The 22275-nt window shown below is 64.1% G+C and carries 18 protein-coding genes; 13 read left to right on the plus strand and 5 right to left on the minus strand.

Annotated elements, in window-relative coordinates; all coding sequences use genetic code 11:
- Positions 1–100 precede the first annotated feature (100 nt).
- From OYT13_RS10640 to OYT13_RS10650, 3 genes are all read left to right on the plus strand, one after another.
- Complete coding sequence (locus OYT13_RS10640) at positions 101–979, plus strand: branched-chain amino acid ABC transporter permease (RefSeq protein WP_017234336.1); 879 nt, start codon at positions 101–103, stop codon at positions 977–979.
- 110 nt (positions 980–1089) lie between these two features.
- Complete coding sequence (locus OYT13_RS10645; RefSeq protein WP_051060217.1) at positions 1090–2970, plus strand: branched-chain amino acid ABC transporter ATP-binding protein/permease; 1881 nt, start codon at positions 1090–1092, stop codon at positions 2968–2970.
- Positions 2971–3043: 73 nt separating this feature from the next.
- On the plus strand, positions 3044–3766 hold the full coding sequence (locus OYT13_RS10650; RefSeq protein ID WP_017234338.1) for an ABC transporter ATP-binding protein: 723 nt from the start codon (positions 3044–3046) through the stop codon (positions 3764–3766).
- Between the two features lie 20 nt (positions 3767–3786).
- Here the strand turns inward: OYT13_RS10650 and OYT13_RS10655 are convergent, their stop codons facing one another.
- The gene (locus OYT13_RS10655) at positions 3787–4920 is read right to left on the minus strand and encodes an NAD(P)H-dependent flavin oxidoreductase (RefSeq protein WP_268567693.1); all 1134 of its coding nucleotides are present in this window, start codon (positions 4918–4920) and stop codon (positions 3787–3789) included.
- Between the two features lie 165 nt (positions 4921–5085).
- The gene (locus OYT13_RS10660; RefSeq protein WP_017234340.1) at positions 5086–6207 is read right to left on the minus strand and encodes a site-specific integrase; all 1122 of its coding nucleotides are present in this window, start codon (positions 6205–6207) and stop codon (positions 5086–5088) included.
- A gap of 177 nt (positions 6208–6384) precedes the next feature.
- On the opposite strand from OYT13_RS10660, the gene OYT13_RS10665 reads away from it, so the two are divergent.
- Positions 6385–7410 carry a DNA-binding protein gene (locus OYT13_RS10665; protein ID WP_261938653.1) on the plus strand — a complete coding sequence of 342 codons (1026 nt, stop codon included), beginning with the start codon at positions 6385–6387 and terminating at the stop codon, positions 7408–7410.
- Between the two features lie 58 nt (positions 7411–7468).
- On the opposite strand, the gene pdxR is transcribed toward OYT13_RS10665, so the two are convergent.
- Positions 7469–9010, minus strand: a complete 1542-nt coding sequence (gene pdxR, locus OYT13_RS10670) for a MocR-like pyridoxine biosynthesis transcription factor PdxR (RefSeq protein ID WP_268567694.1) — start codon at positions 9008–9010, stop codon at positions 7469–7471.
- A gap of 186 nt (positions 9011–9196) precedes the next feature.
- Between pdxR and OYT13_RS10675 the strand changes: the two genes are divergently transcribed.
- Together OYT13_RS10675 and OYT13_RS10680 are read left to right on the plus strand one after the other, a co-directional pair.
- Complete coding sequence (locus OYT13_RS10675; RefSeq protein ID WP_017234343.1) at positions 9197–9949, plus strand: SDR family oxidoreductase; 753 nt, start codon at positions 9197–9199, stop codon at positions 9947–9949.
- 38 nt (positions 9950–9987) lie between these two features.
- A complete protein-coding gene (locus OYT13_RS10680; protein ID WP_017234344.1) occupies positions 9988–10392 on the plus strand; it encodes a cupin domain-containing protein in 405 nt (134 codons plus the stop codon).
- 94 nt (positions 10393–10486) lie between these two features.
- On the opposite strand, the gene OYT13_RS10685 is transcribed toward OYT13_RS10680, so the two are convergent.
- Positions 10487–12607, minus strand: a complete 2121-nt coding sequence (locus OYT13_RS10685) for a putative bifunctional diguanylate cyclase/phosphodiesterase (protein ID WP_268567695.1) — start codon at positions 12605–12607, stop codon at positions 10487–10489.
- A gap of 520 nt (positions 12608–13127) precedes the next feature.
- On the opposite strand from OYT13_RS10685, the gene OYT13_RS10690 reads away from it, so the two are divergent.
- Both OYT13_RS10690 and OYT13_RS10695 read left to right on the plus strand, forming a co-directional pair.
- The gene (locus tag OYT13_RS10690) at positions 13128–14627 is read left to right on the plus strand and encodes a DUF2252 domain-containing protein (protein ID WP_268567696.1); all 1500 of its coding nucleotides are present in this window, start codon (positions 13128–13130) and stop codon (positions 14625–14627) included.
- A gap of 153 nt (positions 14628–14780) precedes the next feature.
- Entirely contained in the window at positions 14781–17864 is a 3084-nt protein-coding gene (locus tag OYT13_RS10695; RefSeq protein WP_268567697.1) for a transglycosylase domain-containing protein, read from the plus strand.
- 15 nt (positions 17865–17879) lie between these two features.
- Here OYT13_RS10695 and OYT13_RS10700 read toward each other — a convergent pair whose 3' ends face one another.
- Positions 17880–18092 carry a DUF2061 domain-containing protein gene (locus OYT13_RS10700; protein ID WP_083902323.1) on the minus strand — a complete coding sequence of 71 codons (213 nt, stop codon included), beginning with the start codon at positions 18090–18092 and terminating at the stop codon, positions 17880–17882.
- A 733-nt stretch (positions 18093–18825) separates the two neighbouring features.
- Here OYT13_RS10700 and OYT13_RS10705 point away from each other — a divergent pair.
- The 5 genes from OYT13_RS10705 to OYT13_RS10725 all read left to right on the plus strand — a co-directional run bounded on the left by OYT13_RS10705 (position 18826) and on the right by OYT13_RS10725 (position 22257).
- Entirely contained in the window at positions 18826–19179 is a 354-nt protein-coding gene (locus OYT13_RS10705; RefSeq protein WP_268567698.1) for a BON domain-containing protein, read from the plus strand.
- Positions 19180–19404: 225 nt separating this feature from the next.
- Positions 19405–19767: a BON domain-containing protein gene (locus OYT13_RS10710; protein ID WP_017234351.1), complete on the plus strand. Its 363-nt coding sequence runs from the start codon at positions 19405–19407 to the stop codon at positions 19765–19767.
- Positions 19768–19857: 90 nt separating this feature from the next.
- Positions 19858–20289 carry a PRC-barrel domain-containing protein gene (locus OYT13_RS10715; RefSeq protein ID WP_017234352.1) on the plus strand — a complete coding sequence of 144 codons (432 nt, stop codon included), beginning with the start codon at positions 19858–19860 and terminating at the stop codon, positions 20287–20289.
- A gap of 315 nt (positions 20290–20604) precedes the next feature.
- Positions 20605–20847, plus strand: a complete 243-nt coding sequence (locus tag OYT13_RS10720; protein WP_017234353.1) for a ChaB family protein — start codon at positions 20605–20607, stop codon at positions 20845–20847.
- Positions 20848–21042: 195 nt separating this feature from the next.
- Positions 21043–22257 carry an MFS transporter gene (locus OYT13_RS10725; protein ID WP_017234354.1) on the plus strand — a complete coding sequence of 405 codons (1215 nt, stop codon included), beginning with the start codon at positions 21043–21045 and terminating at the stop codon, positions 22255–22257.
- The last annotated feature ends 18 nt before the right edge of the window (positions 22258–22275 follow it).

Genomic DNA, 22275 nt, shown 5'->3' on the forward strand with positions numbered 1-22275 from the left:
CAACCGGGCCATGCACCGGCACTCGGGACCGGCGCATGGCACACGTCTCGAATACCTCCCGTGCATCGCTCGTAGGCTCGCACTCGCGAGAGAGGACCGCATGACCATCCTGATTCAACTCATCTACAGCGGTATCGCGCTGGGGATGATCTACGCCGTGATCGCCTTCGGTTACCAACTGACGTTCGCGACGTCCGGCACGCTGAACTTCGGCCAGGGCGAATCGCTGATGCTCGGCGCACTGGTCGGCCTGACACTGGTCGATACCCTGGGTCTGAATTACTGGCTGATGATCCCCATCGTCTGCCTGTTCGGTCTCGTGCAAGGGGCGCTGGTCGAGCGCATCGGCGTGAAGCCTGCCTTGCGGATCAAGTCGGAGTTCGGCTGGATCATGTCGACGATCGCGTTGGGCATCATCTTTCGTAACGTCGCGGAAAACGTTTGGGGACGCGACGATCTCAAGTTTCCTTCGCCGCTGCCAGAGTCGCCCATCCACCTGTTCGGCGCAAACGTGTTGCCGATGGAGCTGCTCGTCGTGGTCGGCGCGCTGCTCATGATGGCCGCCGTCGAGTTCTTCAACCGGCGCTCGATTTATGGCAAGGCGGTGGTGGCCACGTCCAACGACCGCGACGCCGCCGGTCTCATGGGCATCAACACCAGTCTGGTCATCACGTTCTCGTATGCGCTGTCGTCCATGGCGGCCGCGTTTGCGGGCGTGCTCGTCGCCCCGCTCACGCTCACCGGCGCCACGATGGGCGCGGTGCTCGGGCTCAAGGCGTTCGCCGTGGCGATCATCGGCGGGCTGTCGAGCGGGATGGGCATGCTCGTGGGTGGCGTGATTCTCGGCATCGCGGAGACGACGACCGCGTTCTACATTTCGACCGGCTACAAAGACGTGCCGGGTCTCGTACTGCTGCTGCTCGTGCTGGCCGTGAAGCCGGCGGGCCTGTTCGGCAAGACCGCCATCAAGAAGGTGTAACCATGACCGCTCAGACCTCCACCGCACGCGGGGCCCGCGATCTCGGCGGCCTGCGCGTGACCACGACGCTGGCTGCCATCGTGGGCATCGTTGCGCTGTTCGGTTTTCCGATGGCCATCGGCAATCCTTATTACATCCACATGATCGAGACGATCATGATCTACGCGATCCTGCTGTTCGGGCTGGATATCGTCGTGGGTTACACCGGGCAGGTGTCGCTGGGCCATGCGGGCCTGTTCGGCATCGGCGCCTACGTGGCGGGGGTGTTCTTCACCAAGCTCGGACTCACGCTCTGGCTCGCGCTTCCGGCCTCGATCCTGATTACGGCCGCGTTCGGCGCCGTGCTCGCTTTGCCCGCGCTACGGGTCATCGGCCCGTATCTGGCGATGGTGACGCTCGCGTTCGGCACCATCATCCAGATTCTCATCAACGAGATGGATTTCCTGACCGACGGGCCCATGGGCATCACGCTCACGAAGCCACTCGTCGGGGGGCATCCGATCAATGAGACCGAGTACTACTGGCTGGTGGCCGCGTTGCTGCTGGCGAGCATGCTCGTGGCGCACCGGATTCTCAAGTCGCATCTCGGGCGGGCCTTCGAGGCGTTGCGGGATTCACCGGTGGCGTCGGACTGCATGGGCGTGTCGGTGTATCGCTACAAGGTGTATGCGTTCGTGATCAGCGCCGGATTCGCCGGCCTGGCGGGCAGTCTGTACGCCTACTCGGAGCAGTACATCTCGCCGAACACGTATAACTTCGAGCTGACGATCCTGTTCCTGCTCGCCGTCATCATGGGCGGGCGCAAGACGCGCAGCGGCGCGTTGTTAGGCGCGGCGATCGTCGTCTTGTTGCCGCAATTGCTCGACGACATCGGCACCTTCCGAATCGTCGCGACAGCCATCGCCGCGGTGACCGCCGTCGTGGCGGTGACCGCCATCGCCCGCGGGCGCACCTCGCTCGCCAAGGCGGCGGTGCCGATCGTGGGGACGGCGGCCCTGGCCGGCGTAACCTGGTGGCGCGACAGCATCACCGACTGGCGCCTGACGATCTTCGGGCTGATGATTCTATTTGTCGTGTACTACCTGCCGGACGGCATCATCGGCTTCGTGCGCTCGCGCATTCTGCATCGCCGTCGCACGTTGACCGTCTCGGCCACGCAAATCGACGAGTCGGTCGACGGCGAGCGCGACCCGGTCCTGACAGCGGCGGCGGGCGGTCCCGACGAACTGCTCAACGTGCGCCAGTTGCTCATGCAGTTCGACGGCCTGAAAGCGCTCAATCAAGTGGATCTGAGTGTGAAGCGCGGCACCATTCACGGGTTGATCGGCCCGAACGGCTCGGGCAAGAGCACGATGATGAACGTGCTCACGGGCATTTACGTGCCGACGGCGGGCAGCATCGAGTTCGCGGGTCAGTCGCTTGCGGGGCGCTCGTCGTCGGATATTGCGCTCTCGGGCGTGGCCCGTACGTTCCAGAACGTGCAGTTGTTCGGCGAAATGACGGCGCTGGAAAACGTGCTCGTCGGCTTGCATCACACGTTCGGCGCGACGCTGATCGATGTATCGCTGCGTCTGCCGCGTTACAAGCGCGAGGAAGGGGCGGCACGGGCCCGGGCGATGCGACTGCTCGACTTCGTGGGGCTGGCGTCGCTCGCCGACGAGGAGGCGCGCAACCTGCCGTATGGCAAGCAGCGTCTGCTCGAAATCGCGCGCGCACTGGCACTCGATCCGCGTCTGCTGTTGCTTGACGAGCCGGCCGCCGGTCTGACGGCCCCCGACATTCGTGAATTGCTCACGATCATCCGCAAGATTCGCGACCACGGTATTACGGTCATCCTGATCGAGCACCACATGGACGTGGTGATGAGCACGTGCCAGACGGTCTCCGTGCTCGACTTCGGACAGAAGATCGCCGAGGGCCTGCCGGCGCAGATCCAGGCCGATCCGAAGGTGATCGAAGCGTATCTGGGCGGCGCATCGACGGCGCACTGACGACATTCGCGCATGCGGCGCACGGCGGGGACGATGCCCTGCGCCGCAGCCACGACGGACAAACGGAACCACTATGCTTTCCATTCGTAATCTGCAAGCCGGCTACGGCAAGGTGCAGGTGCTGCACGGCATCGACATCAATGTGCCGAGCGGCCAGGTCGTCACACTCATCGGATCGAACGGCGCGGGCAAGACGACGACCATGCGTGCCGTGTCCGGCATGATCAAGCCGACGGCAGGCGAGATCACGCTGGGTGACAAGCGTATCGACGGACTCGACTCGCATCGCATCGCCAAGCTTGGCCTGGCGCACTCCCCCGAAGGCCGACGCGTGTTCTCGACCATGTCGGTGATGGACAACCTGCGCCTGGGTGCCTTTCCGCGTCTGACCGGTAGCCGCCCACGCGGCGATGTGGCGGCCGATCTGGAGCGCGCGATGGACCTGTTCCCGCGTCTGAAAGAGCGGCGTAATCAGTTATCCGGCACGCTGTCGGGCGGCGAGCAGCAAATGCTCGCCATGGCCCGCGCGGTGATGCTGCGCCCCGATATCGTACTGCTCGACGAGCCGTCGATGGGGCTGGCGCCGATCCTGGTCGACGAGGTCTTCCGCATTATCAGCAACCTGAAGTCGGAGGGCGTGACGATGCTGCTCGTGGAGCAGTTCGCCGCGGCCGCGCTGGCCGTGGCCGACTATGGCTACGTGCTGGAGAACGGCCAGATTTCCGTGCACGGCCCGGCGGAAAACCTGCGCAACGACGACAAGGTGCGCGCCGCTTATCTCGGCGGCAGTCACTGACCTTTGCCGGCGTACCTCGCTCAGTAGGTGGCGGAAAGCTCGCGTAGCGTGTTGAACGTCTCGCGCAGTTCGGTCCGTAGCGTGGCCACGAGGTCGGCGGCGGGCATGGCGCGAGCCAGCGGTGCCGCCTGACCGGCCCACTGGGCCGCGTAATCGCTGTTGCCCTTGGCCTTGGCGGCGGCGTTGATCGCCTTGCCTGCGTCATACGTCACCGGATAGGCGGGCAGGTCGGGGCGGTCGGCTGCTTGCTCCAGCGTATAGAGGCGGTTCACGAAGCCGCGGGCCGGACGCCCGGAGATCGCACGAATCAAGGCGGTTCGCGGCGCAGCGCCGCCGGTCAGCCGTTCGCGGTAGGCTGCATCGGCCGACGATTCGGGGCATGGGACAAAGGCAGTCCCGAGTTGAGCGGCCTGCGCACCCAGCGCGAGGGCCGCAGCGATGCCCGCGCCGTCCATGATGCCGCCGGCGGCAATCACCGGCACCGACGTGTGTGTGACGATCAGCCGCACCAGCGCCAGCGTGCCCAGTTGCTCGTCATCGGTCGGCACACGGTCGCCGAGATCTTCAAAGCGGCCACGATGACCGCCTGCCTCATACCCTTGCGCAACGATAGCGTCGACCCCCGCAGCCTCGATCGTCTTGGCTTCCGCCAGGTTCGTCGCCGAGGCGAACAGCACGATGCCCGCGGCGTGCAGTGCATCGATTCTCTCCTGCGACGGCAGTCCGAAATGGAAGCTGACCACGGCCGGGCGTTCTTCCAGAAGCATGGCAAACATGGCGTCGTCGGCCGCAAAGGTCTTGTAGATCTCGCCGAGCGTGGTCGGCGGCGCGGCGTCGAAACGCGCGAACTCCGGGGCGAGATACGCCAACCAGGCGGCGTCGCGCGACGCGTCGAGCGTGGCGGGCGCATGGCAGAACACGTTGACGTTGAACGGCTTGCGCGTCAGGGTGCGCGTATCGTGAATGGCCTTGCGAGCGGCGTCGGCATTCATCGCGGCGACACCGATCGAGCCGAGCCCGCCCGCGTTGGAGACGGCCGCCGCGAGGGCGGGGGTGGACGTGCCGGCCATCGGGGCCTGAACGATCGGCGTCGACAGGCCGAGTCGTTCTATGAGTGCGCGGTGGCGGGATTGCGAGACGGTGGAGCTTGACATGACGATCTGCACCTTTGAGTGTTCGGTAGGGGGAAACCGGACCCGTCGCAGCAGGGAGTAGATTCACTATGGCATACACACGGGGCGACAAAAGATATCACTAAAATGTATCTTTATGTCGACCACCCGCAGCACCGGCGGGGGCATTGGCTCGCGATATCGGGGTCACGCTTTGGGGCCCGCACGTTCGCCGGGGCCTTCGTGGGTTCCGCCCGTATCTTCGGCGCCCATCAGATCGGCGGCGCGCGAGCGCTGCATATCGGCCCGCCTGAAGTAGCCGATGACGGTCGCCACGCTCGTATGTCCCGTCATCGACATGGTTTCGGCCAGTGGCACCTGCTGAAGCGCGGCCTCGGTGACGAAGCCGGCGCGCAGCGAGTGGGCGGAGAAGTCGCCCTCGAGACCGGCGAGTGCGCATCGCTCGCGCACGATGTCGCGCACGGCGGCCTCGGAGAGCGGTTCGCCCACGTGACCGCCGCGTCGAACGCGCCGAAAGATCGCCCCTTCCGTGATGTCCGCCGCCGTCAGCCAATCCGTGAGCGCCACGGCCGCCGCACCCGTGACCGGTTTTTCGTTCTCGGGCAGGTCTGCGCCCTGCTGATTCGTCTTCGACCAAGCGAGCGTGTAGACGTAATGGTCGGGTCCGCTGCGCCGCACGTTCTCGCATGTCGCCCGTACGACTTCCGAGCGCCTGCGGCCGCCGCTCGCCCATGCGAACAGCAATAGCGCGCGATCGCGTTTGCCTCGCAGGGTGTCGTCGCAGGTTGCCAATAGCGCACGCAAAGGCTCGCGCGTCAGTGCCTCTTTTTTTGCCGTGCGAACGCCCCGTTTTGCATAGGCGCGACGCGTCTTTGCCAGCAGTTCGCGCACCGCCGGTTCCGCGCACGGGTTCGGCAGGTGGTGCGACGTGTGCAGCTTGGCGATGACGCTCAACCGGTGGAGCAGTGTGGCGAGCGCCGGTGGCCCCACACGGGCCTTGAGGCCTTGAGCGACGAGTGCGGCGTCGAGTGCGTCTGGCATCTCGGTTCTGAGACCGTGCTTGCCTTGATGCAGCGCATGATCGACCACGAACTGCACGATCACGGCGACCGGCAGCGGCGCGACGAGCGCCTGCCCGTACCTCAGGCGATACCAGCCCATCCAGTAGCGCATGGCCGATTGATAGCTCTGACGCGTGTTCTGCGAGTCGCCTTCCCGGGCGAGCGATTGTGCCGCATTGAGCGCGTCGTCATGGAGCGTCGCCGGATTTCGCGGTGGGGGCAGACCGAGGGCCGACGCGCCTCCCATTGCTGCGCTGGGCGCCGATTCGGCCGGCCACGGTCGCGTGGGTGTTATTTTTTTACCGGACATATGATTTAATATGTAATATGTACTAAATATAATCAAATCAGCAAATAGCTAACGATAATCTTCCATTATCGTGGGTTATTTGGCAATGCCCTCGATATTCAGGAGCGCTACGTGATGACTACGCCTCAAACCCCGACGTCCGCCATGTCCACGCCGTTGCCGCGGCAAGGCGGGCGAGGTATTTCGGCGCACGACGTCTGGACGGCGGCCGATACGTTGTTGATGGCGGGGCAGCGCCCGACCATCGAGCGAATTCGTCAGCAGTTGGGGCGCGGCTCGCCCAATACCGTGAGCCCTTATCTGGATGCGTGGTTCGCCGGACTGGGGGCGCGCTTGCAAGGCGCGACGGCCGCCGCGCCCGGGTTACCGGATGGCGTGACGATGCCGGAATCGGTGGCGCGTGCCGCGCTCGATCTGTGGGCGCTGGCGTTGAACGAGGGGCGTGCTGCCCTGGCGGAAGACGAAGCGGCGCGGCGCGCAGTGTTGGACGCGCGCGAAGCCGAGCTGGCAGCGGATCGCGAGGCGCTGGAGCAGGCGCGGGCCGTGCTCCACGAGCGCATTGCCGCTGCCGAGATGACGGCGGCGGATGCGCGCCAGGCGAGGGAGGAAGCACAGGCGCAGGCGCGGCGCGCCGAGGCGTTGTTGATTGAGGCGCAAGCCGATGCGGTGGCATCGCGGCAGGCACTGTCGGTGGCGCGTGAGCGTACGCATGCGCTTCAGGAGGAACACGCGGCGCAACGGTCCCATTGGGATGTCGAGCGCACCCGGCTTGGCGAGCGGGCCGAAGCCAATGAACGCCGCTTGATGCTTGAACTGGACGCCGCACGCGAGTCGATCAAGTCGCTGCAGCAGGAGCGCAAACAGGTGCAGCGTCAACTGCAGGATGCCGAAACCGGGCTTGCGGCGATGACCGAGGCACAGCACGCGATGCGGGCCGCGAAGGCACTGCAGGATGCAGTCGTGGCGAGGCTGCGCGAGCAGGTCAGCGCGCAGGAGGCATTGGCGGCAACGTATCAGTCGATGCTGGCCGCGCCGATGACGTTATCGTCCGGGCGCGGCAACCTGTCGGGAAAAAAGCGTCGCGTGAGCCATGCGGGCGTGCCGACAACGTCAGTGTTGCGTCGCGTGCGCCGGCCATGAGACAGGTAGCGCGGGGTGTCTGATATTTGTCGGCATTGGCGAAGCGTCGGTCAGCAAGTCAGTCGTCCAGGCATGCGCGCAACGTCTGCGCGAGACGAGTGGCTTCCCCGGCATCGGCGACGTTCGCGAAGCCAAGCACGAGGCCGCGCGGCGTGTGCGGTGTATGCCCGTTCGCATACCAGCTCGAGAGGGGCAACACGGCAAGTCCCGCCTCGCTGGCCCGGGCGGCAACGGCAACGTCGTCGACTGGGCCGTGCGGGCCTTCTGGGAATTGCACCGCGAACTGAATGCCACCGTGCGGCAAATCCAGACGCATTCGCTCGCCGAACGCTTGCGTCAGCGCTTGTGTGATCCAGACGCGCCGCTGTCCGTACAACGTGCGCATTCGCTTCACATGTCGCGCAAAATGGCCTTGCGCCATGAAATCTGCCACGGCGGCCTGCAATAGCGCTGGAGAGCCGGTGTTCATGCTGCACGCCACCCGCGCGACGCGCTCCACGGCACGCTCCGGCACCACCGCGTAAGCGAGCCGCAGGCCGGGGAACATCAGCTTGCTGAGCGTGCCGCAATAGATCACGCGATCGTGCCGATCGAGGCTCTTCAGCGCCGGCAACGGCCTGCCCGAATATCGGAATTCACTGTCGTAATCGTCCTCGATGATCCAGCGAGACGCTTTCTCGGCCCAATTCAGCAGTGCCAGGCGTCTTGCGAGCGACAACGTATGACCCAGCGGGCTCTGGTGCGATGGCGTGACCAGGGCGAAGCGCGCTTCCGGGTCCAGTTGTATGCCGCGCTCTACATCGATCCCCTCATCGTCGACCGGCACGGGGACGAACTGCATGCCGGACTCGGACAGAAAATCGCGCGCGAGCAGATAGCCGGGCTCTTCGAACCACACGCGATCGTTCGGTTTCGCGAGACTGCGCAACACGAGTTCAAGCGTCGCGCGGTAGCCGCCGGTCACGAACACTTGCTCGGGCAGACACGTGACACCGCGAGACAGACCCAGATAGGTGGCAATGCGTTCTCGAAGCGGCCGGTAGCCCATCGGATCCGGGCACGAGAGCATCGCGCGATCGCCGCTGCGCACACGAAGCGAAACCAGTCGACTCCATATCTTGCGGGGAAACGCGTCGAGCGCCGGTTGCCCGGCCTGCAACGGTCGTGGCTCGCCGCTCATTGCGACAGTGATGGACACGTGGGGCGGTGCCGGTCGACTCGGTGACGCGGTTGACGATTTCGCTGGGTCGGCGCGTTCCACGTTCGTTCGTTCCGTGTGCGGCACACCTTGCGGTGTTTGGTGACCTGTTCCGTAAGTCGAATGCACGATTGACGGCGGCAGCGACGGGGAAACAAACGTGCCGGCCGCGCCGCGCATCTGCAGATAACCCTCGTCGACAAGGATCGTATAGGCCAGTTCGACGGTGCCGCGGGCGGTATTCAACTGCGCGCAGAGGCTGCGAAGTGCCGGCACGCGATCTCCAGGACGCAGATGCCCCGCGGCAATCGCCGTCCTGAAACGCTCGCAAATCTGCAGATAGATCGGCTGCGGTCGCTGGCGATCTATCTGAATGTCCAGGGAGGGCGTTCGTGCGGGCATGGGTGTCTCGTGGATGAGGGCGGGCCAAGTTGATTTGGACTAGTCGGATCGATGATTTTTGGCCCTTATTGTTACGACATGATTGTTACATACTGCCCTTAAGCAATGCCATGGCGAGGACACTTCCACGCGATGCCACGCTCAGTACGCGTCTCGCGCGTTCAGTTGCCCCTTGGAGAATCTGTCATGAAAATCGTGGTAATCGGTGGTTCGGGCCTGATCGGCTCACGTCTCGTCACCCGGCTCGGCCAGGCAGGCCATCAGGCGCTCGCCGCGTCCCCGCGTACCGGCGTCAACTCCGTGACTGGCGAAGGTCTGGATGCCGCGCTCGTCGGCGCGGATGTCGTGGTGGATGTCACGAACGCACCGTCCTGGGAGCCTCAGGCCGTGCTGGACTTCTTCCGCACCTCGGCTCGCAATCTCGGCAAGGCTGAGGTGGCCGCGGGGGTGCGTCATCATGTTGCGTTGTCGATCGTCGGTACCGACCGCATGCCGGAGAACGCGTATTTCACGGCCAAGGTCGCGCAGGAGGCTGCGATCGAAGCCGCTGGCGTGCCATACACGATTGTGCGCGCCACGCAGTTCATGGAGTTCATCGGCGGCATCGCGGATTTCAGCACGGATGGCGACAGTGTGCGCGTCGGCGACGGGCTGTTCCAGCCGATCGCTGTGGACGACATCGTCGAGATCCTCGCACAGGTGGCGCTCGCGGCGCCGCGTAACGCCACGATGGACATTGCCGGCCCGGACCGCGCGTCGCTGGCGCAGATCATTGCGCGCTATCTGAGCGCGAAGGGCGATGCGCGCCCGGTCGTGACGGATCGTAACGCGCGGTACTACGGCGGCATCGTCGAGGAACTGTCGCTTGTTCCGCTCGGCGACGCGACGATCGGCCGTATCGGTCTCGACCAGTGGCTCGCCCAAACGCGCGAAGGCTGATTTTTCGGGCCGACGAAGGCCCCCGATGGAGTGAAGTCATGAAACGAATGGTTTTGTTCGGCGCAACGCTGATGTGCCTGTGCCTGATGGGGGTGCGCCCGGTCACGGCCGCGCCCGAGGCGCAGGTGGTGCCGCTGCGTTCGACGCCGTTGCCGGAGTACCCGGGCAAGGAAGTCAAGATGATCGTTGTGGAGTATCCGCCGGGCGCAGTCGACCCCGTGCACCGTCACGACGCGCAAGCGTTTGTGTATGTGCTCGAGGGAAGCATTGTCATGGGCGTCAAGGGGGGCAAAACGGTGACGCTGAAGGCGGGGGATACGTTCCACGAAGGCCCCAACGACATTCATACGGTGGGGCGGAATGCGAGTACCACGCGGCCGGCCAAGTTTGTCGTGTTCCTGATCAAGAAACAGGGCGCGCCGATCCTGACCCCGGTGAAGTAACACGGTCGTTCCAGCCGGTGCCGGCAACCCCGGCGCCACCCCTGCGGCGCCCTTCTTCGGCGCCCCCGACCGGGCGAGCGCGGATGGCCGCTGCTCAGGCCATCGCCGCCGCACCGGAGGCGCCCGGCAGTGCCGATAAGATCCGGGCGAAGGCGTCGCCCGTGACGGGTTTGCCGAGCAGGAAGCCTTGCAGTTCGTCGCAATCGAGGGTCTTGAGCGCCTCGCGCTGCGACGGCGTCTCGACGCCTTCGGCCACCACATCCATATCGAGCGAGTGCGCCAGCGCAATGATGGCGGAGACCACGGCGCTGCCCTCGCGGCCGCAGGTGTCCAGCCCGCTCGTGAAGAAGCGGTCCATCTTCAATTGCTTGACGCGGAAGCGCTGCAAGTACGCCAGACTCGAATAGCCCGTGCCGAAATCGTCGATCGCCACTTCAAAACCCTGCTCGTGGAAGGCTTGGATCACGTCGATCGTGTGCTGGGCGTCGAACATGGCCACCGTCTCGGTGATTTCGAACATGAGCCGGTCGGCGGCGATGCCCGCCTCGCGAACGATCTCCACGATGTTTTCCACCAGTTGCGACTGGGCCATCTGGCGCGGCGAGAGGTTGATCGCGACCTTGACGGGCGGCAGACCCGCGGCGTCCCATTCCTTGATCTGTCGGCAGGTGGCCCGCACGACCCAATAGCCGATCGGCACGATCTGTCCGGTGCGCTCGGCGACGGGGATGAAGTCGGCCGGCTGCAGTTCGCCGAAGGTGGGATGCGACAACCGCAGCAATGCCTCGGCACCCGCCAGCGCCTCGGTGTCGCCCCGGTACTTCGGCTGGAAGTGAAGCGAAAAATACTGCTCGTGTTCCGCGTCGTGCAGCGCCTGCTGGATCTCCCACGTGCGTTGAGCGGCGGCATTCATGCGCGGCTCGAAGTAGCGGAAGATGCCGCGTCCGGCGCGCTTGGCTTCGTACATGGCCGTGTCGGCGTGCTTGAGCAGCATGTCGATGGTATCGCCATCGTCCGGAAACACGGCGATGCCGATGCTGGGCATGACGTGCAGCGATTGATTGCCCACGCGAAGTCCGTCGCGCATATCGTCGAGCAGGCGTTGCGCCACGCGCCCCGCGACCGCAGGTGACGACAGGGAGCCCAGCAGCACCACGAACTCGTCGCCGCCGAGTCGGGCGACCACATCGTCGCCATTGACGTTCTTGCGAAGCCGTTTGGCGAACGCGCGCAATACGTCGTCGCCCACGTTGTGGCCAAGCGAGTCGTTGATGGTCTTGAAGCCGTCCAGATCCATGAACAGCACCGCGAAACGGCGCTCGTCGCGACGCGAGTTCACGAGCATGCGCGCAGCGGAGTCATGCAGGGCGCGACGATTGGGCAGATCGGTCAGCGCATCGTAGGTCGCCATTCTCGCGATCTGCGAGTTCAGCTGCAGAACGGAGTTCGCCAGGAAACTCGTGCGGGCGTCCAGGCGCGAGACGAGCAGGGTGGTGACGAGCATCAGGAAGGTGAACAGGCTGACGGTCGTGACCAGCCACGGGGAGCTCACCCCGCCCGCCGCGCCACAGATGGCGCCCGGCACAAAGTTGGCCGCCGACATGCCGGTGTAGTGCATGGCGGTGATCGCCAGTCCCATGACCCCAGCGGCGCCGATGCGTTTGGCCATAACGTGACGCAGACTGCCGTCGCGCAGCGTGCGCGCAATCCACAGTGCCGCCGTGGCCGCCGCCATCGCGATCAGGATCGAGGCGGCAAAGCGTGCTGGATCGTACTCGATGCTCGGATACATCTTCATGGCCGCCATGCCGGTGTAGTGCATGGCCGCGATCCCGAGGCCGAGCGTGACACCTGCGGTGACCAGCCGTCGCTTGGTGAAGCGCTCGCGGGCGACCAGCCAGAGCGCCGCCCACGAGATAACGACGGCAATGCCGAGCGAGGCCGCGGTAATGACGGGGTCGTATCCTAGTGCGAGGTTGGCGTGCGAACCCAGCGGCGCCCCGAACGGCGCGAGCGACAGCGCGAGCATGCCGATGAAATGCATCGACCAGATACCGATGCCCATCGCGGCCGCGCCCACGGCGAGCCACGCGTGACGCATGCCGCGGTGCGTCAGGAGATAGATGCGACCCGAAAGGTCGAGTGCGGTGTACGACGCAAGCACGGCAACCGCGAGCGATAGTGCGACGAGCCAACCACTGTACGAACTGGACATATGAGAACCGACCGAAAAGTCCTGCTTAACTGGTTATCGGCAAGGACGGCCGATAGTTGAGGGGCACGTAGGAATGTTTCCGACAGCGCTCGGCCGATTGGGTCGGGTGGCGCGTGAGCGGGGGACTTCGCCGACGTCCGGGCGCGTCGTGCCGACGCTCGACACTGCCGATATCATGGGGAATAATCCGTCCATGCCCGTCTTGAGCCGTGTCGTGGGTGGATGACCCGGCACGCGGCGTCGCGTGCATCAGCTGCATCACCTGCGCCCCTCTTGGGCGGCCAACCGCCAGAATCACGAAGTCTCGGACATGACACGCGTATGACGTCGGGTGCCGGCGGGCGGTAGATTACGGCAGCCCTCAATTTTGCCTGATTTCCGCGGGATTTCCTCGCGCCGCGTCAATTTTGATAGTTAAATGCCCCGCTGGCACCGTGAAAAGTGCCGGCTTGCGGCGCGCTCACCAGTGCCGGTGGCGTGTGTGAAATGGTTGCGGCATTGCACGAACAGGGAGCCAGTCATGCCCGCTAAATTGTCGTCTGCCTCGCGCTCGGCCACGGCCAGCCCCGCCGCATCTTCCGCCGGGTTTCCGGTCGCAACATCGCCCACCGTTCCCGTCGTGCCGTTCGAAGCCCGCATTGCTGCCGGGCGCAAGCTGCGCGACACCACACCGCGTGGTAGCCACGCGCATGTCGGTAACGTCGACCGAGACGTTGTGGAACTGCTGCGAACCAGCAGCGAGGGACGCGTCGATGCGCTCGTGCCGTTGCGCTACGGACGCATGCTCGCGTCGCCCTTCGCTTTCTATCGGGGCAGCGCCATTGTCCAGGCCCACGATCTGGCGGGTACCCCGCACACCGGTCTCACGCTCCAGATCTGCGGCGATTGCCATCTGGCCAACTTCGGCGGCTTTGCCACACCGGAGCGCACCCTGATCTTCGATCTGAACGATTTCGACGAGACCGCGCTTGGACCTTGGGAGTGGGATCTAAAGCGCTTGTGCGCCAGCCTGGTACTGGCCGCCCGCCAATTCGGCTTCGGCGATACGCTGGGCGTCGAGATGGTGCGCACGGCGGTACAGACGTACGCGCGGCGCCTGAATGAATACGCCCACATGCCGACGATTGCGTTATGGCATGAGCAGGTGACGTTCGAGCGCATGCTCGACCTCGCTCAAAGCGAGCGCGTGCGCGAGGGCGTGAAACGCGGCATTGCGCGCGCCACCGGGCGCACGCATGAAAACGTGCTTCCCAAGTTTGCCCAGCAGGTGGGCGATCATTGGCAGATTCGTGATGCACCACCGAGCATTTTCCATGTGCACGGCGCCACCACGCTGTTCGGCACGGAAGACGACTGGCTCGGCCTGGGCGATTGGCGCACGCTGTTCGCCCCCGTCTACAAGAGCTATCTGAACTCGCTCTCGCCCGATCGTGCGCTCATGTTGTCGAGCTACACGCAGGAGGATCTGGCGTTCAAGGTCGTGGGTGTCGGTAGCGTCGGCACCCGGTGTCTGGTGTTGCTGATGATGGATACCCACGAGCAACCGCTCTTCCTGCAGTTCAAGGAGGCGTCGAAGTCGGTCGTCTCGCGCTTCTTCAAAAGCGCCTCGTCGAAGCACGACGGGCGTCGCGTCGTGGAGGGGCAGCGACTGATGCAGGCGGCCTCCGACGCCTTTCTGGGCTGGGGCAGCGGCCCGTTCGGGCGCAGCGTGTATGGACGTCAACTGCGCGACATGAAGGTGTCGGCGCAATTCGAGCTGTTTCGCGCCGACGGCTTCCGTGAGTACGCCGGGCTTTGCGGATGGGTGCTGGCGCGCGCGCACGCCAAAGCGGGCGGTTGTGCGGCTGAGCTGGTTGGGTATGTGGGCAAAGGCAACCGGCTCGCGCAAGCGTTGGTCCATTACGCGACCGATTACGCCGACCAGATCGAACGCGACTACGAGGTGTTCAGAAAGGCGTGTCGTGACGGTCAGCTAGAGGCGCGCACCGATGCCGACATGGCCGCCGATTTCATTGCGTGAGCCGAACGGGGGCGATGCAGGCTTCCCCCAATGCATCGGCGATCGGGCGTGACTAAACTACTATTGACAAGCGCGAATTCACAAGCGCGACACTAGGTACGCTGGACGTCCACCGCCACGCATGCTTGCATGCGGGCGTCCTCCGGAACTGACATGAACCGCCCGCCCGCCAATTCGACGTTGCGCGCAGTAGCGACAAAGCCGTTTGGCATACGTCTGAAATGGCTTCTCTTGCTTGCGGCCGCGTCACTGTGCGCCATCGGGGTCTATTTCGTGGCACGCGAGATGCAGACTTCGCGCCTCCAGGCGAAGTACTTTGCGGCACTTGACCGCCAAGTTTCCTTCAGGGTTGCGCAAGGCCCGAGCGACACCATCCGCTTCCCTTCCCACGGCGGTCCCTACGACCTGCGCATGGGCTATGAGCGACTACCCGAGTTTGCCGCTCGCCTCACCGCACGTGGCTTCGTCGTCACCGCTCAGGCGCGCGACTCGGCCACGATGGCCCGCATCGCAGACCAGGGACTCTTCGTTCCCTACGAGGAAAAGGCTCAAGCCGGTCTTCGGCTCTTCGACGCGAGCGGCGCGCCGCTTTACGGGGCGCGCTACCCGTTGCGCACCTACGCCAATTTCGACGCCGTACCACCGGTTGTTGCCGATGCGCTGACCTTCATCGAAGACCGATCACTGCTCGATGCTGCTGAACCGTACCTCAATCCCGCGATCAACTGGAAGCGCTTCTCGCTCGCCGTCATTGATCTGGCACTCAAACACGTGCTCCATCACCATGCAATGCCCGGCGGCAGCACGCTCGCAACCCAGATCGAGAAATATCGTCACTCGCCGGGGGGGCGTACCGTCAACCCGTCCGAGAAGCTCCGGCAGATGGTCTCGGCGGCGTTGCGCGCCTATCTCGGCGGTGAGCGGACGCTCCCGGCACGCCGCAGGATCGTCGTCGCCTACCTGAATACGGAGCCGCTTGGTGCGCAGCCAGGCATCGGCGAGATCGAAGGCATTGGCGACGGGCTCGTGGCCTGGTACGGCCGCGACTTCGACGAGGCGAACCATCTGCTCGCAGCGCTCGACACCGACGCTCGAGGTCAAACCGGGGCGCCTGTCAACGGCGGACTCACCAACGAAGCGCTCGCATTCAAGCAGGTGCTCTCACTCCTGATCGCGCAACGCGCACCGTCGTATTTTCTTACACGGAACAATGCAGCGCTCGAGACGCTGACGAACAGTTACCTGCGGCTGCTTGCCGACAACCACGTTATCTCGGCGCGGCTGCGCGACGCCGCGCTCGGTCAGCCCCTGCAGGTACGGCACGGCCTGGCAACCGCGCCGGCAATCCCATTTGCCAAACGTAAGGCGATTTCGGTATTGCGCGCGCATTTGCTCGAGGCACTCGGCCTCAAAAATACCTACGCGCTCGATCACCTCGACCTCACTGCCAGCTCGACACTCGCCGATGCGCTCGAGCAAGCCGTCAGCAAGCAGCTTGCGCGTGCACAAACGGTGGCTGGCGCGCAGCAGGCCGGCCTCTATGGCTTCGAGATGCTTCGCCCCGGCGACGATCCTGCGAAGATCGCCTTCAGCTTCTCGCTCTATGAGCGCCGCCGCGGTGAGAATGTGCTGCGCGTGCAAACCGACACCGTGAACGAGCCGTTCGATATCAACCAGGGGGCGCGCCTCAATCTCGGGTCAACCGCGAAGCTGCGCACCCTTATCCTGTATCTGCAGATCGTCTCCGATCTCCACGCACACTATGCTTCGCTCACACCCCCCGAACTCGCGCGCGTGAAGCCCGATGCGCTCGACGCACTGACATCCTGGGCGGTCAACTATGTTGAGCACACGACTGACCGCTCGCTGCCGGCGATGCTGGCGGCCGCCGTCGAACGCAAGTACTCGGCCAATCCCGGCGAAGTTTTTCACACCGGCAGCGGCGAACAGGCGTTCTCGAACTTCGAGCCCGCCGACAACGGCCGCATCCTGACCGTGCACGAAGCGTTCCAGCGCTCGGTCAACCTCGTATTCGTGAGGCTCATGCGCGACATTGTCCACTACGAGATGGTCAGGCAGGCGGGGCCGTCGGCGCACTGGCTCACGGATCCGGTGCTGCGGCAGCAGTATCTGACACGCTTTGCCGACGAAGAGAGCCTGACCTTTCTCGACCGCTTCAATAAAAGGTATGCGGGGCTTGCGGCTGACCAGGCGGTGGCGAAGCTTGTCGCGGGGATGCCAAAGTCGCCCGTCAGGCTCGCGGCAGCCCTGCGTAGCGTGGCGCCTGACGGCTCGCCGGCCTGGTTCGAGGGCCAGATGCGCGCGGCGCTGAAGGGCACGCCGGCGGCCTCAATGAGCGCCGAAGAGATGGCGGGGCTATATGCAAAGTACGGACCAGACAAGTTCGACCTGAACGACCGCGCTTATCTTGCGCGCGTGCATCCGGTCGAGCTTTGGCTGCTCGCCTACCTTCGTGCCCATCCGCAAGCCACCGAGAGCGACTTGCGCGACGCGAGCCGCGACGTGCGTCTCGAATCGTACTCGTGGCTCTTCAAGACGCGTTTTCACGCCACCCAAGACCGCCGAATCCGGGAAACGATCGAGCTTCAGGCCTACGCCCCCATCGTGCGCGCGTGGCGCTCGCTCGGCTATCCATTCAATCGCATCACGCCGTCCTATGGGTGCGCCATCGGCGCCGCGGGTGACCGGCCAGCCGCGCTTGCGACACTAATGGGCATCATCGCCAATGACGGCCGAAAGGTGCAACAGGAAAGCCTGAGTTCGCTCACGTTCGCGGCCGCCACGCCATATGAGACGCATTTTTCCCACGCATTTGACGTGGGGCAGGTCGTGATTTCACCCGCCATCGTCGACGTCGTCCGGGGTCTGCTGCGTGACGTCGTGACGGGCGGCACGGGCAAGCGCCTCGCGGACGGCCTGCCGCTAGGCTCGGGCCGCACGCTCGAGGTTTACGGCAAGACCGGCACCGGCGACCAGCGTTTCAACGTCTATGCACGCGGCGCCAAGCTCATCGAATCGCGCAAGGTCAACCGCACGGCGACATTCGTGTTCATGATCGGAAACCGCTTCTACGGTGTGTTGAGCGCCTATGTGCATGAGCCCTACGCGACACACTATACCTACACTAGCGCGATGGCCGTCCAGCTCCTGAAGTCCCTCGGACCGACACTCGGGCCGCTCGTCGGCAAGACAAGCGTCGATCAACCGCTGCCATGACGAACGAACGCATCGCTACGTTTCAACAATGCCCCACTTGATACGCGCCCAAAGACGCTCGTGAGCCAGGTAACCGACGGACGTGTAGATGTTGCTGATGATCATGAAACCGACCGCGGTGTGAATGGTGCCGGTAAGCAGGTAGAGCGTCCCGAAGTCGAGGCACATGACCAGGCTCCGATACGTAAGCGCCTTGGTTACTGAGCGACGGCTGCTTACGGTTCTCATGATCCATCCCCTTACCGGACGTACGGCTGTGGTTCGTTGACCCTGTGGAGCATCATCGCGATGGTCACGTGGTGGCAGGTCCTGCTATCAGATCGATTTCGCCTCGTACGGAAGGCCTTGTCCAGTGGGAAGCGATGGGTTGCGTGACCATTCATGCCATGAGCCACAACGCCGGGCGTAATGAAGATGGGTTTGTGCATGGCGTTCTGCTGCGGATCAGGAAAATCACGTAAGAAGCATAAGTCGACCAATGAAACGCTTGTTGATACCGGTCAATGCCAATTCGCGTTGCCACGCATTCGATATCGGTGCGCCGTGCAACGCGGCACGCCGTCGGTCGACGTAGGGTCCGGTGGAGGACTGCTTCGCAGGAATCGTCCGATGAAGTGATGGAATTGGGACGCGATATTGTCCGAATGCCGCCACTTTTTTCTCTAAATTACATGAGATGTGCGTTTTAAGTAATTGATTATAATAAAAATTAATGAAATGCATTTCAATGCGGCCTCGGTGCTGCATCGTTTGACGGTGTCCGCCTACACATCTTTCGGACTCCGCCGATTCGCCAAACGAGACGGGCTCTCTACAATCGGTTTCAACAGGTCGGGTGCCATTCACCAAAGCACGGACGGCCGTACAGGAGGTTGTCATGGCGAAGCGCATTCCCCCATCACCGATTGCGTCCGTACCGCATGGGACATCCCGCCCAAGGACGGCGGACGAGGAGCACGCGTTGACGCACGAGGACGGTGACGCCGAGACAACCGGCGCGTCGACGCCCGCAGGCGAGCGTCCGACACCGGCGCAACCGCATGAGGCGCAGCAGTCGAGCGATGCGGCAATACGAGACGACATTCATCGGCGGCTAGCCGTCGTGGCCGACCTCGATATTTCGCACATCGATGTCACGGTGACCTCGGGGCTGGCGCTGCTTACCGGCGATGTACCGGAGCGCTGGATGCAACATGAGGTACAGGCGATCGTCTCGAAAGTGCCCGGCGTGAGCGGCGTCGACAACCGATTGCACGAGCGGCGCACGCAGCCGATGAGCCGTCCCGGAGAAAGTCAGGAGGGTCACAAGATCTGACTCGGGCGACATCGCTTTACGGAGCAAGCGGACATTCGGGCAAACCCTTTACGCAAAAGGTTGCCGGGTGCCGAAGGCAGCGAAAGACTCCCCCGCATTTCAATGCCAGGGAAGGGATCACCTAAGACTCGGTCGCCGCAGGGGTGCGGCACGTCAAACGTGCCGGAGGTGACGCCCGAGGCAGCGATGCCATGGGTGCGACGACTCAATTTCGGGAGGTTAATCATGAAACAAGCCAATCTACTCAAACTCGTCATGGCCGGTGCACTTGCTACGACTGGTATCGCCGCGCATGCCCTCGATCAGGGCGGCATCATCAAGATTGCCGATCAGTCGGGCGCCAGCGGCGTGATGAGCGATACCGGCCGCAAGATTGACGATTCGGCACTCACTGCCAAGGTCAAGGCCGAATTGCTCGCCAAGAAGGACGTGCCTTCGACCAAGGTGCACGTCACGACGCGTCATGGCGTGGTGCATCTGACCGGTTCAGTGCCGCAATCCGCTCAGAAGACCCTCGTCGTCGACACGGTCAAGGGCGTTGAAGGCGTCGTCGATGTGAAGGACGACATCAAGGTAATGGGCAAGTAACCGCAACGGAAATCGCAACAGTAACCGCATTCTCTCCCCGTCGGCGGCGCGTGCCGCGCGCCTCGACATTACTGGAAGAAGGAGAAGATCATGACCCTGCAAACCGGTCGGGGCGAAACGCCCCAGTCAGGCGCCCGCATCGTAGGCGATTCGCACAAGTTGCCCGAGGGGCCAGGCCCGTCGGTGATGGCCGCCGACACGCTCGATGCTGAAGACGTTGTGAACCGCGCGGGCGAAAGCCTTGGGAAGGTCAAGCACATCATGCTCGATGTGCAACGGGGCACAGTCGCCTACGCGGTGCTGTCGTTCGGCGGGTTTCTCGGCATGGGCGACAAGCTGTTTGCCATTCCTTGGCACGCCTTGCAGCTCGACGTCGGAAACAAGCGTTTCATTCTGGATATCGACAAGGAAGCGCTCAAGAAGGCGCCAGGCTTCGACAAGGATCATTGGCCAAGCATGGCTGACATGCAATGGGCCGAACAGGTGCATACGTATTACACCGTCGACCCCTATTGGCATTAAGCTCGGTGAGGTCTTGCTCATGTCGAGTCAATCCGAGATTTGCTGGATGACGAAAGCGCCACGACGGTACGCACATCTGCCTGAGCCGTACGACCCAGGCAGGCCGCCCGGGACACCGCCGCCGAAAACGCCGCCCGACGAGGACGAGCCGTCGCCGACGCCTCCCCCCGACAGACCGCTGGATCCCCCGGTTGAGGAGCCGCCGCTGCGGCCGCCGGGCAAATATGTCTGCTTTGAGCGATCCACTTGACGGGCAGCGGCGGCACACGGAGCGACTCCTGTCCGTCAGGGCCGGATCGCCAACGGAGGAAAGTCATGCCTTATCGTCAGACCGAGGAGCTGCCGGCAAGCGTCAAGGATCACTTGCCCGCGCACGCGAAGGAGATTTACCTCAAGGCGTTCAACGCCGCCTGGGAAGAATACCGGGATCCCGGCGAGCGGCGCGGTCATGAATCGCGTGAAGCAACGGCACACAAAGTGGCTTGGGCCGCAGTGAAGAAGACCTACGAAAAGGACGAAGGATCCGGTCAGTGGCGCGCGAAAACACGTCACCAGTGATCGCCTGCTCCGGGCAGCGGCGTCGCGGCGTGCTGTCTGCAGAATTTGTCGCGTTGGCGTAGAATCGGCCTCCTTTATGGGGCGGCTGCGACGCGCGCCAGGTTGGACATCCACCGCCTGCCGCGCCCGATATCGTTCGCTTGTCGTTGCCGACAACCTCGCCAGTCCCGGACTGGCTGTCATGACCCAATCCCAATGAGTGCCTCCCAAATCCTGCCCGCCCAGGCGGCCGAAGCGTTGCCTCCGTCGTCCATTCCCGTCTGGCTCTCGTTCGTGGCGCTTGCCATGGGCGGCTTCGGCATCGGTACCGGCGAATTCGTCATCATGGGGCTGTTGCCCGACGTCGCCCAAGGCCTGAACATCACCATTCCACAAGCCGGCCATGCGATCAGCACGTATGCACTGGGCGTCGTGATCGGCGCACCGCTGCTCGCCGTGCTGGGAGTGCGCCTGCCGCGCCGTGCGTTCCTGATCGCGCTCATGGCGATGTTCGCCATCGGCAATCTGGCCAGCGCTCTCGCGCCGAGTTACCTCGCGCTGATCGTGTTGCGTTTTCTCAGCGGCCTGCCGCACGGCACTTACTTCGGTGTCGCCGCGTTGGTCGGGGCATCGCTCGTTGCGCCACATCGTCGTGTGCACGCGGTGGGGCAGATCATGCTGGGGCTGACGCTCGCCACGCTCTTTGGTGTGCCCCTGGCCGCCGGTCTCGGGCAGTGGCTCGGCTGGCGTGCTGCGTTCGTCCTTGTCGGCCTCATCGGCGCGTTGACAGCGGTGATGGTCTGGCGCTGGGTACCGAATGTGCCGGCCCCTCATGGCGCGAGTCCGATGCGCGAGCTGAGCGCGTTGCGTAACGCCCAGGTGTGGCTCACGTTGGGCATCGGCGCGATCGGCTTCGGGGGCATGTTCGCGGTGTTCAGCTACATCAAGCCGACGCTCATGCAAGTCGCCGGCGTTCCGGAAGCGTGGGTGCCGTTCTACCTGGCATTGTTCGGTGTCGGCATGGTCGCGGGTACCGTCGTCGGGCCGCGCCTGGTCGCGGCCGCGTCGCTCATGCGCGCCATCGGCGGCACGCTGATCTGGTCGGCGCTGCTCCTGGGTGCCTTCACCTTCACGGCATCGAGTCCCTGGCTGGCCGGTGTCAACGTGCTTGGCATCGGCACGATCATCATCATCGGCCCGGCGTTGCAAATTCGCCTGATGGATGTGGCTGGTGAGGCGCAGACACTTGCGGCGGCGCTCAACCATTCGGCGTTCAACATGGCCAACGCCGCCGGTGCATGGCTCGGTGGTGTGGCAATTTCCGCAGGTTACGGCTGGACGTCGACCGGGTGGGTCGGTGTCTTGCTGTCGTGCGCCGGCATGTTGATGTTCCTCTGGGCGCGCCACGACGCCCGTCGAGAGGCGCGGTAAGCCGACGGGTGCCCGCTA

This window comes from Pandoraea sp. XJJ-1, assembly GCF_026802345.1.
Lineage (GTDB): Bacteria > Pseudomonadota > Gammaproteobacteria > Burkholderiales > Burkholderiaceae > Pandoraea > Pandoraea cepalis.